14 protein-coding genes are annotated in these 13,840 nt (G+C 68.7%); 8 read left to right on the forward strand and 6 right to left on the reverse strand.

The annotated features are described in order from the left end of the window. Window positions 1-18: 18 nt before the first annotated feature. Both AC1RJ9_RS19730 and AC1RJ9_RS19735 read right to left on the reverse strand, forming a co-directional pair. Window positions 19-642 (reverse strand): cysteine hydrolase family protein, encoded by a 624-nt coding sequence (locus AC1RJ9_RS19730; RefSeq protein ID WP_492839601.1) that lies wholly within the window; start codon window positions 640-642, stop codon window positions 19-21. After that, window positions 639-1,703, reverse strand: coding sequence for an LLM class flavin-dependent oxidoreductase (locus tag AC1RJ9_RS19735; protein WP_492839600.1), 1,065 nt, complete (start codon window positions 1,701-1,703; stop codon window positions 639-641). The genes AC1RJ9_RS19730 and AC1RJ9_RS19735 overlap by 4 nt, the downstream gene beginning before the upstream one ends. A 154-nt stretch (window positions 1,704-1,857) precedes the next feature. Here AC1RJ9_RS19735 and lptC point away from each other — a divergent pair, with 154 nt between their 5' ends. The 7 genes from lptC to spt all read left to right on the forward strand — a co-directional run bounded on the left by lptC (window position 1,858) and on the right by spt (window position 9,160). Beyond that, a complete protein-coding gene (gene lptC / locus AC1RJ9_RS19740) occupies window positions 1,858-2,490 on the forward strand; it encodes an LPS export ABC transporter periplasmic protein LptC (protein ID WP_492839599.1) in 633 nt (210 codons plus the stop codon). A gap of 1 nt (window position 2,491) precedes the next feature. After that, the gene (locus tag AC1RJ9_RS19745) at window positions 2,492-3,619 is read left to right on the forward strand and encodes a CDP-glycerol glycerophosphotransferase family protein (RefSeq protein WP_492839598.1); all 1,128 of its coding nucleotides are present in this window, start codon (window positions 2,492-2,494) and stop codon (window positions 3,617-3,619) included. Then, a complete protein-coding gene (locus tag AC1RJ9_RS19750) occupies window positions 3,616-4,995 on the forward strand; it encodes a lipopolysaccharide biosynthesis protein (protein WP_492839597.1) in 1,380 nt (459 codons plus the stop codon). The genes AC1RJ9_RS19745 and AC1RJ9_RS19750 overlap by 4 nt, the downstream gene beginning before the upstream one ends. Continuing rightward, a complete protein-coding gene (locus AC1RJ9_RS19755; RefSeq protein WP_492839596.1) occupies window positions 4,958-6,676 on the forward strand; it encodes a fatty acyl-AMP ligase in 1,719 nt (572 codons plus the stop codon). Before AC1RJ9_RS19750 ends, AC1RJ9_RS19755 begins: the two co-directional genes overlap by 38 nt. Then, window positions 6,669-7,613, forward strand: coding sequence for a ceramide reductase (gene cerR, locus AC1RJ9_RS19760; protein ID WP_492839595.1), 945 nt, complete (start codon window positions 6,669-6,671; stop codon window positions 7,611-7,613). The genes AC1RJ9_RS19755 and cerR overlap by 8 nt, the downstream gene beginning before the upstream one ends. 77 nt (window positions 7,614-7,690) lie before the next feature. Then, on the forward strand, window positions 7,691-7,942 hold the full coding sequence (locus AC1RJ9_RS19765; protein ID WP_013079816.1) for an acyl carrier protein: 252 nt from the start codon (window positions 7,691-7,693) through the stop codon (window positions 7,940-7,942). A 3-nt stretch (window positions 7,943-7,945) separates the two neighbouring features. Beyond that, window positions 7,946-9,160 carry a serine palmitoyltransferase gene (spt, locus tag AC1RJ9_RS19770; RefSeq protein WP_492839594.1) on the forward strand — a complete coding sequence of 405 codons (1,215 nt, stop codon included), beginning with the start codon at window positions 7,946-7,948 and terminating at the stop codon, window positions 9,158-9,160. A gap of 239 nt (window positions 9,161-9,399) precedes the next feature. On the opposite strand, the gene AC1RJ9_RS19775 is transcribed toward spt, so the two are convergent. The 3 genes from AC1RJ9_RS19775 to AC1RJ9_RS19785 are packed head-to-tail and all read right to left on the reverse strand — an operon-like array spanning window position 9,400 to window position 12,247. Further along, window positions 9,400-10,281: a hypothetical protein gene (locus tag AC1RJ9_RS19775; protein WP_492839593.1), complete on the reverse strand. Its 882-nt coding sequence runs from the start codon at window positions 10,279-10,281 to the stop codon at window positions 9,400-9,402. Next, entirely contained in the window at window positions 10,278-11,270 is a 993-nt protein-coding gene (locus AC1RJ9_RS19780; protein WP_492839592.1) for a diacylglycerol/lipid kinase family protein, read from the reverse strand. The genes AC1RJ9_RS19775 and AC1RJ9_RS19780 overlap by 4 nt, the downstream gene beginning before the upstream one ends. Then, the gene (locus AC1RJ9_RS19785) at window positions 11,189-12,247 is read right to left on the reverse strand and encodes a CDP-alcohol phosphatidyltransferase family protein (RefSeq protein WP_492839590.1); all 1,059 of its coding nucleotides are present in this window, start codon (window positions 12,245-12,247) and stop codon (window positions 11,189-11,191) included. The genes AC1RJ9_RS19780 and AC1RJ9_RS19785 overlap by 82 nt, the downstream gene beginning before the upstream one ends. Window positions 12,248-12,405: 158 nt before the next feature. Here AC1RJ9_RS19785 and AC1RJ9_RS19790 point away from each other — a divergent pair, with 158 nt between their 5' ends. After that, the gene (locus AC1RJ9_RS19790) at window positions 12,406-13,320 is read left to right on the forward strand and encodes a metallophosphoesterase family protein (protein ID WP_492839589.1); all 915 of its coding nucleotides are present in this window, start codon (window positions 12,406-12,408) and stop codon (window positions 13,318-13,320) included. On the opposite strand, the gene AC1RJ9_RS19795 is transcribed toward AC1RJ9_RS19790, so the two are convergent. Further along, a complete protein-coding gene (locus AC1RJ9_RS19795) occupies window positions 13,317-13,814 on the reverse strand; it encodes a DUF2141 domain-containing protein (RefSeq protein WP_492839587.1) in 498 nt (165 codons plus the stop codon). The genes AC1RJ9_RS19790 and AC1RJ9_RS19795 overlap by 4 nt on opposite strands. Window positions 13,815-13,840 lie beyond the last annotated feature (26 nt).

A 13,840-nucleotide genomic window follows, 5' to 3' on the forward strand; every position in this document is an offset into this window, starting at 1 on the left:
TCGGCGCGGCCGCGGATCTCAGGCGCTCCAGGCGGCGGCGACGCTGGCCGAGTCGGTCAGGATCGCGGTGTTCAGGTCCAGCATCTTCAGCGCCCCCGCGTGCAGGTCGGGCTCGTAGGCCGCGCAGGCGTCGGCGGCGATGAACACGTGGTAGTCATGGTTGAAGGCGTCCTTGGCGGTGTCGGCGACACAGCACTCGGTGGTCAGGCCGGCGATCACCAGGGTGTCGACCTCCAGGGCCTTCAGCCGCGCGTCGATGTCGGTGTCCCAGAACGGGCTGTACCGAGTCTTGCGAAGGACAAGTTCGCCGGGCCGGGGCAGAGGTCCGACGAAGGCGCTGCCCGGCGCGCCGGCGCGGCAGAGCGCCGGGCTGGCCTCGGGATCATTGCCGCGCCGACGCATCCGCTCGTCCCAAACGTCGGAGTCGGTTTCCGGCGTCGTGAACAGGCCGGCGAACACCACCGGGACGTCCGCCGCCCGCGCCGCATCGGCCAGGCGCTCGGCCGCCGCCAGGGCCGCCGGCACGGTCGAGAGGTCCAGCCCCCACTGACCGCTCAGTCCGTCGGGCGAGGCGAAGTCGGCCTGCATGTCGACGATCAGCAGCGCCGTGCGTCCGGGCGCGATCCAATGCTCGAGGTTCATGAGAACGCCGTCCGCAGTCGTGGCAGGATTTCGGAGCCGAACATGGCCAGCCCTTCCACATAGTCGGGGAAGATCAGCATAAGCCCGTCCAGTTCGCACTCGGTCATGAAGCCTTCGACCTGCTCGCGACAGGTGGTGGGCGAGCCGATCATGGTCTCGGTCATGAACGCGCCCTGCTTGTGGGCCGCCGCCTGCAGCTTGTCGGCCGGCACGCCCCAACTGGCCAGCATGGAGAGGATCGCGCCCATGTCCGCGCCCTCGGCGTAGCGCCGGGCCAGAGCCCGCGCGCCCGCATCGCTCTCGGCGTGGATGATCGTGCACATGGCGTAGGTGCGTACCGTCTTGCCCAACTCGGCGGCCAGCGCCTTGGCCCGGCGCGAGGCGTCGCGGTGCTCGGCGCGCGAGCGGCCGCCGATGAAACAGGCGTCGGCGTGGCGCACGGAAAACTGGAAGCCGCGATCGGACATGCCCGCGCAGATCAACTGCGGACGCGGTTTCGACAGGGGTTTGGGCTTGGACTGACAGTCCCGCATCGTGAAGTACTTGCCGGCGAAGTCGACGCTGTCCTCGGCCCACAGGCGCTTGACGATGGTCGTCCATTCCTCGGCCAGGGCGTAGCGGTCGTCGTGGGACAGCGAATCGTCCCAGGCGCTCATCTGGTCGAACTCGGCCTTGTAGGCCCCAGCGACGATGTTCAAGCCCGCCCGGCCGCCGCTGATGTGATCCAGGGTGGCGATCATCTTGGCGGCCACCGCCGGGTTTTGCAGCAGCGGGTGCACCGTGGCCCAGATGCGCACGCTCGTCGTCGCCTCGGCGATGGCGGCCATCAGAGTCACCGACTCCAGCGAGGTCCCCCAATGGTCGGTCTCGCCGCCGAAGCCGCGGAACTTGCCCATCGACATCACGAAATCCAGCCTCGCCTGGTCGGCGGCCACGGCGGCGGCGCGGTTCTGGGCATAGAGTCCGTCCAGGACGGGCGTGGCGCCGGAGACGATCCAGCCGCCATTGGCCACCGGCAGGAAGACGCCAAAATCCTTGTGCTGCGAGGGGCGCTGGAACATGCGGCCGATCTTCACGCGCTTCGCCGCCCCGAACAACCGCACTTGACGCTGCGTCCGCCGACGCCATCTGCACCCCACTTACCCGCGCCAGGACCGCGCACCGGAAAACAAAGGTCTTGGGCGAATGACCACGTGGGACTATCCATTCCCCCAAATGCTCACCCAGACCGATGGCGTTTCCGCCGTCCCTCCCTCCGAAAGCGCGGCTGAACGCGCCCGCAACCGCCGCCGCAAGCCGGTCCGGCGGCTGCGCTTCGCCCTGGCCGTGTTCGCCATCGGCGTCGCCGTCGCCGTGATCGCCCAGGCGTCGTGGAACAGCTTCGTCTCCAACAAGCTGCAGACCCAGACCGCCGCCTCGCCCCTGGTGCTGGACAAGCCGCGCTTTACCGGCGTGCTCAAGGACGGCCGTCCGTTCCTGATCACCGCGGAGAGCGCCGAGCGCGACCCCAAGGACGAGAACCTGGTCCGCCTGGTCTCGCCCGTCCTCGTGCGCGGCTACGGCCAGCCCAATCCCAGCCAGGCGACGGCCAAGACCGGCCTCTATCGCGAGACCGAGAACACCCTGCTGCTGACCGACGAGGTCAAGATCACCAGCGCCGAGGGCTATGACTTCGACGCCCCGCGCGCCCTGATCAACATGAAGACGGGCGAGGTCAGCGGCGACGCCGGCATCGCTGGCAGCGGACCCAAGGGCAGTACGCAGGCCAACGCCTACAACGTCACCGACAAGGGCGACCGCGTGGTGCTGAAGGGCCGCGTCCATACCCGGCTGGAGCGTCAGCGCTGACGTGGCCGCCGCCAAACGCGTCTGCTTTCTCTATATCGCGCAACACCATCAGGTCTGGCACAGCCTGTCGGTGGCCGTCGCCATGGCCAGACGCTGGCCGGCCATCAAGGTCGAGATCGCCACAACCACGCCCGAACTGCTGGACTACGTCTCCGGCCTGCTCGCCGAGCTGGGCGGCGCCGCGATCGAGCTCGTCCTGCTGCCGCCGGCCTGGTTGCGCCGCTTCGGCGGCGGCGGCGCGCCGCCCAAGGCGCTGATGCTGATCGCCAACGCCCGACGGCTGTCGCGCTACGACGCGGTGATCACCCCCGAACGCACCACCGCCCTGCTTCGTCAGTTGGGCGTGCGCCACCCGCTGCTGGTCTACACCCAGCACGGCGCCGGCGACCGGGAAGGCCCGTTCGAGCCGCGCCTGAAGGTCTTCGACCTGGTCATGGCCGCCGGCCGCAAGCAACGCGACCGCATGCTGCAGGAAGGCTGGGTCACCGAAGAGACCTGCGTCATGGTCGGCTACCCCAAGTTCGACCTGGTCGACGACCTGCCCCAGCGCGCGGGGCCGCGATTCGACCATCCCGGTCCGGTGGTGCTGTACAATCCGCACTTCCACGCCACGCTGGGCTCCTGGCCCAAGTGGGGCGGAAAGGTGCTGGAGTTCTTCGCGGCCAACGACCGCTACAACCTGATCTTCGCCCCGCACATCCGCCTGTTCGAGACCGCCTCGACCGAGGAGCGCGCCGCGTTCAAGACCTTCGCCGAGCATCCGCGCATCCATGTCGACCTGGGCGGCCCGGCGGCGGCGGACATGACCTACACCAAGGCGGCCGACCTCTATCTGGGCGATGTCTCCAGTCAGGTCTACGAGTTCCTGCGCACGCCCAAGCCGTGCCTGTTCCTCAATTCCAGCCAAGCAACCTGGTGCGGCGATCCCAGCTTCCATCACTGGCTGTACGGGCCAGTGCTGGAGAACATCGAACGGCTGGGCGAGGCGCTCGACGAGGCCTTCGCCACCCACGAAAACTATCGCGAGGCCCAGGTCTGGGGCATCGAGGAGACGTTCGACATCACGAACATTCCGGCCTCGGTCCGGGCCGCGCGCGCCATCGTCGACAAGCTGGAGCGCGTGGCATGACCGACGCGCCTCCCGCCGCCCCGAACCCGCTGAAGCATGTCCTGCGCAACGCCGGTCAACTGCTGAGCGGTCGGATCGTCAACGCCGTGGTCGGCCTGGCCTATATCGCCCTCACCGCCCGGAGCCTGGGCAAGGAGGCGATGGGCGTGGTCGTGCTGATCAACGCCTTCGCGCAGTTCCTGGGCGAGGTGGCGCACTTCCAGTCCTGGCAGACCCTGATCACCTACGGCACGGCGCCGGCCTTGGAGAACGATCGGCCCAAGTTCCACCAGGTGTTGCGCCTGTCGCTGCTGCTGGACCTGGTGAGCGGCGTGCTGGGCGTCGCCCTGGGCGTGCTGGGCTCGTGGTTGTTCTGGCGCGAGCTGAACTGGCCGGCGGGCATGAGCGGCTATGGCGCGCTGTACGCCCTGTCGATCGGGGTGATGACCTCGGCCACGGGCGTCGGGCTGCTGCGCCTGTTCGATCGATTCCGCCACCTGGCGGGCCAACAGGCGGTGAGTTCGTTCGTGCGGATGATCGGCTGCGGGATCTGCGCCCTGGCCGGCGCGGAGATCCAGTGGTTCCTGGCGGCCTGGGCGGCCGGCACCTTCGTGTCGTTCTTCTATATCGCCGCCATCGCGGCCTGGGACCTGAACAGGCGCGGCCTGCTGAAGGGCTTCACGCTGAGGGGCCCGACCAGCCGCGGCCTGCCGGGCGTCTGGCGCTTCGCCATGGCCACCAACTTCTCCAGCACGATCGACGTCGGCTTCACCCACGTGCTGACCCTGGTGGTCGGCGCCATGCTGGGCCCGGTCCAGGCGGCCTACTGGCGGATCGGCAAGCAGGTGGCCGACGGCATGGCCAAGCCGGCCCGCCTGATGGTGCCGGCCCTCTATCCCGAGCTGGCCAAGATGCGCGCCACCGGCGGGCGGCAGGCCATGACCAAGCTGGCCCTGCAGATCGGCCTGATCGGCGGCGGCGCGGCCGCCGCGCTGCTGCTGGTCAGCCTGCTGGCCGGCCGCTGGATCCTGGAGATCGTGATGGGCAAGGCGTTTGGCCCGGCCGCCGGGGTCATGAACTGGCAGGTGGCCGCGGCGGCTGTCGCCATCCTGTCCCTGCCGCTGGAGCCGATGCTGGTGTCCATGCGCGCCGCCGGCGCGGCCTTGGCCGTACGCCTCGTGGTCGTTATCGCCTATCTGGCGGCCCTCGGACCGCTGATCAAAACCTTCGGCCTGACCGGCGCGGGCGCCGCTCTGGTTGCGTCCGCTTTGGCGATGGCCGTGGGCATGTATTTCATGGCGCGTCACAGGCTCGCCCGACTCGCCGCGGAGGAAGGCTCCGCGCGCACCGACAAAGACGATGAAAGACTATCTTATGATCACCCCCACGGCGTCTGAGCGTACCGTCCGGTTCGCCGACTTCCCGACCCTGACCCAGGCCCTCGATTTCGCCGCGACCGGCGAGACCGGGGTCAACCTGTATTCGCTGCGCGGCGAACTGGTCGAGGCGATCCCCTACGCCAAGCTGCGCGAGGACGCGCTCGTCCTGGCCCGTCGCCTGCTGGCCACGGGCGCCAAGGTCGGCGACAGCGTGGCCCTTCTGGCCGAGACCGACGCCGACTTCGTGCGCGCCTTCTTCGCCTGCCAGTACGCGGGTCTGTTGCCCGCGCCGATGGCCCTGCCAACCCCGCTGGGCGGTCGCGAGGCCTATATCGAGCAGATCAAGAACCTGGCCCAGTCGGCCAAGGCCAAGATCCTGATCGGTCCGAAAGGCCTGAAGGACTGGGTGGCCGAGATCGGCGAACGCGCGGGCCTGGAGTTCGCCGGCGTCCTGGCCGACCTGCCGGAAGACGGCGGCGCGGCGCTGCCGACCATCACCCCGGAAGATCCCTGTTACCTGCAGTTCTCATCGGGCAGCACCCGCACGCCGACGGGCGTCCTGGTCCGTCACAAGGCCCTGATGGCCAACTGCGTGGCGATCACCCGCGACGGCCTGCAGGTGACGGCGTCCGACCGCGCGATCTCGTGGCTGCCGCTCTATCACGACATGGGCCTGATCGGCTTCCTGCTCAGCCCGCTCAGCTGCCAGATGTCGGTCGACCTGCTGCCCACCGGCGCGTTCGTGCGCCGTCCGCTGCTGTGGATCGACCTGATCGGCCGCAACAAGGCCACCATCGCCTACAGCCCGACCTTCGGCTACGAGCTGTGCGCGCGCCGCGTGCAGGGCCAGCCGCTGGACGCCTACGACCTCAGCCACTGGCGCAGCGCCGGCCTGGGCGGCGACATGATCCGCATGCCGCCGCTGAAGGCCTTCGTCGAAGCGTTCGGCCCGGCCGGCTTCTCGGACAAGGCGTTCGTGGCCAGCTATGGCATGGCCGAGGCGACCCTGGCCCTGTCGATGGCCCCGCTGGGCAAGGGCCTGCGCGCCGAGACCCTGGATGTCGAACGCCTGGAACGTGACAACCTGGCCGTAGACGCCCCGGAAGGCTCGGACCGCGCCCGCGACTTCGCCCGCTGCGGTCCCGCCCTGCCCGATCACTTCCTGGACGTCCGCGACGAGACCGGCGCCGTCCTGCCCGAGCGCGGCGTCGGCCGCATCTTCGCCAAGGGCCCCTCGGTGATGAGCGGCTACTTCGCCAATCCGGAAGAGACCGCCCGCGTGCTGTCGGCCGACGGCTGGCTGGACACCGGCGACATCGGCTTCAAGATCGAGGGCGAGATCGTCATCACCGGCCGCGCCAAGGACCTGATCATCCTCAATGGCCGCAACATCTGGCCGCAAGACCTTGAATGGACGGCGGATCACGAGATTGACGGCCTGCGCAGCGGCGACGTCTGCGCCTTCTCGATCCCCGCCGAGCCGGAAGACCAGATCGTGGTGCTGGTCCAGGCGCGCGGCGGCGACGCCGACACCCGCGCCGCCCTGGTCGAGCAGGTGTCCACCCTGCTGCGCACCCGTCACGGCGTCGAGGCCAAGGTCAAGCTGGTCGGCGCCCACGCCCTGCCCCAGACTTCTTCTGGCAAGCTGAGCCGCTCGAAGGCCAAGACCGCGTACCTGGCCGGCGCTTACGGTGACTAGATCCGTCGTCGCGGTCACCGGCGCCACGGGCTTCCTGGGCCGTCATCTGGTCCGCGCCCTGGCCCAGGACGGCTGGACGCCGCGCGTCCTCGTCCGCCGCGACCCGATCCACCCGCTGTGGCGCGATCTCGAGGTCGAGGTCGTCGTCGGCGATCTGAAGACCCCCGGGGCGCTGGACCGCCTGTGCCAGGGCGCCGAGGTGGTGATCCACGTGGCCGGCCTGATCAAGGCCGCCTCGCTGGACGGCTTCAACGTCGTCAATCGCGACGGAGCCCGCGCCGCCGCCCAGGCCGCGCGAACGGCCGGCGCGCGGTTCATCCTGGTGTCCAGCCTCGCCGCGCGCGAACCGCGGCTCTCGAGCTACGGCGCCAGCAAGCGCGCGGGTGAGGATGCGGTGCGCGAGACCAGCCCCAGCGCCCTCATCGTGCGCCCGCCGGCCATCTATGGTCCGGGCGACACGGAGACCCTGGCGCTGTTCGAACTGGCGGCCAAGAGCCCGGTCCTGCCGGTGCTGTCGCCGGACTCGCGGATCGCCATGATCCACGTCCAGGACGCCGCCGCCCAGCTCGTCGCCTTCTGCCGTGGGCCGGTTTCGGGCCTTGCGGAGCTCTCCGATGTGCGGCGCGATGGTTACACTTGGTCAGAAATCATGACCGCCGCCGGCCAAGTGATGAACCGCGCCCCCCGGCTGGTCAGGTTGCCCGATAACGCGCTACTGCTGGCTGGAATCCTAGCGGATGCTTGGTCTTTCGCCTCAAACAACCCCTCGGTGTTCGGTTTAGGCAAAGCCAGGGAGTTGCTTCACAACGATTGGTCACTATCTAGCGCTCCGATGGCGGAGGGAGTACCCAGCGTATTCGGCCTGATCGACGGCTTCTTGCACACCGTCGATTGGTATCGAGAACAGGGGTGGTTACCCAAAAACGTCGCCGCCTAGTTCAAATATGGCGGAAATCTGACAGACTCGCCGTTACAGTAGTGTCACGGGTGGGGCTCCCGGAGGTTTAGTTTAGAATGGAAACGGTTACGGATCTCAGCTTGCGCGAGATCGGGGTGGCGGCGAGCAAGGTTCTGGGACGACCCGTAGAGGTTCGTGCAGAGTCGCATATCGGTCGCGATCTCGCCGTGGACTCCCTGGCCCTGATGAACATCATCATGGAGCTCGAAGACACCTTCGACATCTCCATTCCTCTCGATCGCCTGGCCTCTGTCGAGACCGCCGGCGACCTTTCCAAACTGATCAATGATCTCCGGACTAGGGCTTAACTAATGGGGCTATTCGATAAGCACCTGGCCTATCGCGATGCGTACAAGGCCATCCAGAGCGCCGGCGCCGACCCGTTCAAGGTTCGCTTCGACGCCGTGACCTCGCCGACCGAAGGCGTCGTCGAGGGGCGTCCGACCATCCTGCTGGGCACCAACAACTATCTGGGCCTGACCTTCGACGAAGAGGCCATCGCCGCCTCGGTCAAGGCCGTCCAGGAGCGGGGCACCGGCACCACCGGCTCGCGCATCGCCAACGGTTCGTTCGAGGCGCACGTCGAGCTCGAGCAGGAACTGGCCAAGTTCTACGGCCGCAAGCACGCCATGGTCTTCACGACCGGCTACCAGGCCAATCTGGGCGTGCTGTCGACACTGGTCGGCCGCGGCGACCACCTGATCCTCGACGCCGACAGCCACGCCTCGATCTACGACGGCTCGCGTCTGGGCCACGCCGAGGTCATCCGCTTCCGCCACAACGACCCCGAAGACCTGGCCAAGCGCCTGCGTCGCCTCGGCGATGCGCCGGGCGAGCGCCTGATCGTGGTCGAGGGCGTCTATTCGATGATCGGCGACGTCGCGCCGCTGAAGGAAATCGCCGCCGTGAAGCGCGAGCTGGGCGGCTACCTGCTGGTCGACGAAGCCCACTCGATGGGCGTGCTGGGCGCCACGGGCCGCGGCCTGGCCGAGGCGGCCGGCGTGGAAGACGATGTCGACTTCATCGTCGGCACCTTCTCCAAGAGCCTGGGCGCCATCGGCGGCTTCTGCGTCTCGGACATGGACGATTTCGACGTCATGCGCGTCGTCTGCCGTCCGTATATGTTCACCGCCTCGCTGCCGCCGGCCGTGGTCGCCTCGACCATCACCGCCCTGCGCCGCATGATCGAGCAGCCCGAGCTGCGCGACCGCCTGAACCGCAACGCCAAGCGTCTTTACGACGGCCTGACCGCCATGGGCTTCCACACCGGCCCGACGGCCAGCCCGGTGGTCGCCACGACCATCCCGGACCAGGAACGCGCCATCGCCATGTGGAACGGCCTGCTGCAGGCCGGCGTCTACCTGAACCTGGCCTTGCCGCCCGCCACGCCGGACAGCCGTCCGCTGCTGCGCGCCAGCGTCAGCGCCGCCCACACCGACGAGCAGATCGACGCCGTCCTGGGTGCCTTCGCCGAAATCGGCGCGGCGCTTGGCGTCATTGAGCCTCTGAAGCGCGCCCGCGCCTAGGGGTTTTGCCTCTCTGGAAATCCAAACGCCCGGACCTAACGGTCCGGGCGTTTTCGTTTGGTCGTCAACGCGGCCTCCCAAAAATCCGATCTCCCCGGCGAATGCCGGGGCCCAGATTCATCCTGAGAGATCGGGGCTGGCGCACCATCACACGGCGCCATCGCTATGAGCGCTCTGGATTCGATCTGGACCCCGGCATTCGCCGGGGAGATCGGAGATAGGTTGGCTCGGATGAGGGCCTAGCTTGCCCGGCGACGGCTCTTCCAGACCTTCAGCAGCACGCCGGGCGCGGCCAGGATGGGGTGGCGCTCGCGCCAGGGCGTGACCTCGATGGGCACGCCGGTGTGACGCTCGATCTTCCAGGCGGCGTAGCGCGCCGCGCCCTGGAAGGTGAAGGACGCTTTCATCAGCCGCGCGGCGTTCAGCGGCTTGCCCAACAGCTTGCGCGGCCGCCACTCGCGACGCACGCGGGCGCGCTCGGCCTCTTCCATCGCCCGGCCCTCATCGCGCCAGACGGCTTCCATGACGTGGTCGTAGCGCTGGGGATCGAAGCTCAGGATCGAGACCTCGCGGCCGGCCTTCTCGACCCGCAGTTCGGCCTTGTAGGTCTCGCGGAACAGGGCGGTCCACAGGTCGTGCGGCGTCCCTTCGACCGGCCCCAGGGCGCGGGCGTAGCGCGCGGCCGTACGGCAAGCGTCGGTCACCGCGTCGATCACCGTCTCGCGCGCGCCTTCGGCCGCCCAGATCAGAGCGCAGGGCTGCACGAAGCGGGCCCAGATGGTGGTGTCATGGTCCGCGCCGCTGGCGGCCTTGCGGAATTGGCCCAGGGTCATCGAGGCGACCTTGGCCCGCAGCATCCGCCCCTCGTGCTCAAACTCGTGATAGCTGACGTCCGGCCACAGGATGCGGGTGAAGAAGCCGCGCCAGCCGGCCGGCGGCCGCTCGGTCAGGACGTAGTAGTCGAGCACGCCCGACAGGTCGCCCGTGCGCAGGATCGAGCCGTAGAACAGCACCGCCTGGGCGCCCGGAAAGATCGTCGTCAGGCGCTCGGCGAAGGCGGTGATCGGCGCGGGGGTCGGCGTGGAGAGCTCGGCCGCGACGAGGTCGCGAAGGCTGCTCATCCGACGAGGAACCGCAAGGACGGCCCCAGACCGATGGTCAGGTCGCCGCCTTCATAGACCTCGCCGTCCAGCACGAAGGGCGCGCCGCCGGCCAGGCCGATCAGGCGCGGGTCGCGGCGGCGATAGCCCAGGCCTTCCAGGGCCGGTTCGGCCTTGCCGCTCAGCACCATCGGCAGGGCCTTCATGAGCCGTCGCGGCGGGGCGTCGACGTCCAGCAGCTTCAGCCCCTCGCGCGGCGCGCCGAAGGGCTTGAGGCCGAACGGCAGGCGCTTGAGGGCGGTGGCCACGATGGCGAAGCGCTCGTCGCCGGGCTGATCCTGGCCGTCGATCGCCAGCCTGGCCGGCACGCCCTCGCGCCACTCGTCCTTGGCCCCGCCGAACAGCGCGCCCATGGTGGCGGACAGGATGGTCACGGCCACGGCCAGATTATGGAAAAAGCCGACCTTGTGGGCCTTCTGGGCCAGGTTGGTGGCCTTGACCATGGCCCCGACGCCGAAGAAGAAGCCCTGCAGACACGGCCGGCCATCGGCCCAGCTGACCCGCAGCGGCGGCCGCTCCTTGATGCGCGGATCGGCCTGGCGGGCGGCGATCAGGACTTCCTCCAACCGCCAGTCGTTGGGGGCGCCCAGGTCGATGGCCAGGACGTTGGTCTTGCCCGACGGCAACACCGCCAGCAGCGGCAAATCCTCACCGAAGGTGTGCGGCAGCAGGCTGATGACGTCGCGCACCGTGCCGTCGCCGCCGTCGATGATCAGCAGGTCCAGGCCCTCGCGGGCGAAGTTCTCCAGTTCCGCTCTCAGGGCGTCACGGCCAAGGGGCTCGACCAGCCGCACGCCCTCGGGCGGCGGACCGGGCGGGTGCGCCCGGTTGCCGTGGCTCTTTGGATTGCGAACAACCCCGATGCGCGTCATTTCGACAGCCAAGACTGGATTGAGCCCTTCGGCGCGGCCAGACCCTGTAGAATCTGGACGGCGTGCACGATCAAGCACACCGCGGTCCAGATAGCCACAAGGGTGAAGCCGATGTCCGGCCGCCCCACCACGGCGCAGGCCGTCAGCAGGATCAGGTTGGGGTTCCGGCGCGCGGTGATCAGACGGAAGAAGCTGTCGAACGGCCGCCAAGCGTGCACCTCCAGCTTGAAGAGGGCCAGGAAGATCCCCTCCTCCACGCGCTGCAGCACATAGCCGGCGATGACCACGCCCAGGCTCAGGCCCGCATACGGGATCTCCTGACCGATCGCGTAGACGCCGATGAACCAGGCCCACCACCAGAACGGCGGGTGCATCAGGTCGATGCCATGGTCGAAGACGTTGCCCCACTTGGACGAGGTCAGGGTCACGCGGGCCAACTTGCCGTCGACGGTGTCGAGGAAGGTCATGATCCAGGCGCAGACCAGGCCCCAGCCGAAATGGCCGGTCCAGAACAGGTACATGGCCGCCAGCACCAGCAGGAAGCCGATGCCGGTCACCTGGTTGGGGGTCATCTTGGCGATGGCGGCCCAGCGGGTGACGACCCGGGCCGGCGCGGGCCAGACGTACTTGGTGACGAGGTCGGTGACGCCCTTGTACGAGCCCTGGAACAGGCGCTTTTCGACGGCGCGCACGGTTTGCGGCGTCAGGCGCTCCAGCACCGGCGGCTCGCGCTTGCGCAGGGCGCTGTTGTAGGCCGAACCCAGTTCCAGGGCGGTCAAGCGCGTCAGGCGCGGATCCAGGCCGGTGGGGTCCTGCCCGGCCGCCAACGCCTCGGTGGCGGCATAGCCCAGCTCGGCCGGGGCGTGGACGGCGACGGCGCGACCGGAGTCGTCGACCAGCACCGCGCCCTCGCGGCCCGCCAGCGCCTTGATCAGCGACTCGTCGAACACCCAGCCGGCGTCGACCGCCACCACGGCGTTCGACAGGTCGACGGCCGGGGTCTCGACCAGACCCAGGCGACGATAGATGCGCGACAGACGCTCGCGCGAGGTCATGCCCCAGATGCGCGCGCCGCTCTCGCCAACGCTCAGAGCCCGAGGTCCCGCAGGCGCGAGGTTTTGGATTTCACCACTCAAAGACAGATATACCCCTTGAAACTCGAGCCGATTGATAAGCAGCTTCGGCTGCTTCGACCAGAACGACCCGAACCGTCTTGCCCATATATCGCATCGCTCACCTCTCCGACCCCCACCTGCCGCCGCCGCGAGGCGCGTTCGGGTGGAAGGACGTCTTCACCAAGCGGCTGCTGAGCCGCATCGCCTGGCGAAAGAAGCGCAAGGTCCACCGGCCCGAAGTGCTGGCGGCCCTCGTGGCCGACGTGAAGGCCGCCGGCCCCGATCATGTGGTGATCAGCGGCGATCTCACCAACTTTGCTTCGCATACGGAGATCGCGGCGGCGACGAAGTGGTTGGAATCCCTGGGACCAGCCAGCGACTGCACCGTCAGCCCCGGCAATCACGACGCCCTCTCCGACAAAGGCAGGGCCGGCGCGGGCGGCGGCGAACGCTTCGCGCCCTGGACGCCATGGCTGGGCGACGCGGGCGAGGTTCAATTCCCGCAGGTCCGCGTGCGCGGACCCGTCGCGATCTTCAACCTGTGCTCGGCCGTGCCGACCGCGCCGCATCTGGCCACCGGCCGCCTGGGCGAGGATCAGCTTAAGCGGCTGGACCTGGCCCTCGCCGATCCGGCCTACAAGGATCTCTTCCGCCTCGTCGTCCTGCACCACCCGCCGCACAAGGGCGCGGTGTCGAAGCGCAAATCGCTGGACGATCAGGAGGCCCTGCGCGCGCTACTGGCCAAGCATGGCGCCGACCTCGTCCTGCACGGCCATGCCCACGAGACGATCATCGGATCGGTGCCGGGCCCCAAAGGCTCGGCCATCCCGGTTCTGGGCGTGCCCTCGGCCTCATCGGGACCGGGCGGCCATTCGCCAGCCCGCTGGCATGTGATCGAGGTCGAGCCCAAGCCGGACGGCGGCCACAGCGCTCGTGTCGTCGTGCGGGGCGTCGAGGCCGCTCGTGAAGGTCTGTCGGAACTCGGCCGCTACAATCTGGCCGACATAGGCTAGCGCGGGTAGCGCACCTTGACCCGGATGGTGGTCTCGCCCCGCTTCACGCCGAACCGCACCGAGTCAAACGATGGGAACGCGAACCTGGTCGGCGCATCGTTCGAGTAGCCGTAGCCTTCCAGCGGCATGCCCTGCGGGCTGCGGTCCAGTTCCTTGTTGGCGTTGGCGTCGTGATAGACCTCCACCGCATAGGCGTCGCTGGGCGACGGCAGCCAGAAGCAGGCCTGGCTCATCGGGGCCGAGGTCCTGACCCGCGCCCGCTCCACCTTGCCGCGCGGGGCCAGGAAGCGGCTCGGATCGCCCGGATAAACCGTGATCACCACCTCGCCGGCGTTCGAGCGCAGCGCCCCGACCTGGACATTCAGGCGCGTGGCGCTCTTGCGGCCGACGCACTCCTTGTCTGTCAGGGGCCGGGCCACGCCTTCGGCCCAGGCGATCCCGGCCGTCGCGGACGCCAACAACATCGCGCCGACGAGAACGGAACATGCTTTCATCTAAAACGCCGCATCCCTATTGTTAT

Source organism: Caulobacter sp. GW822-FHT07D08 (assembly GCF_058798735.1).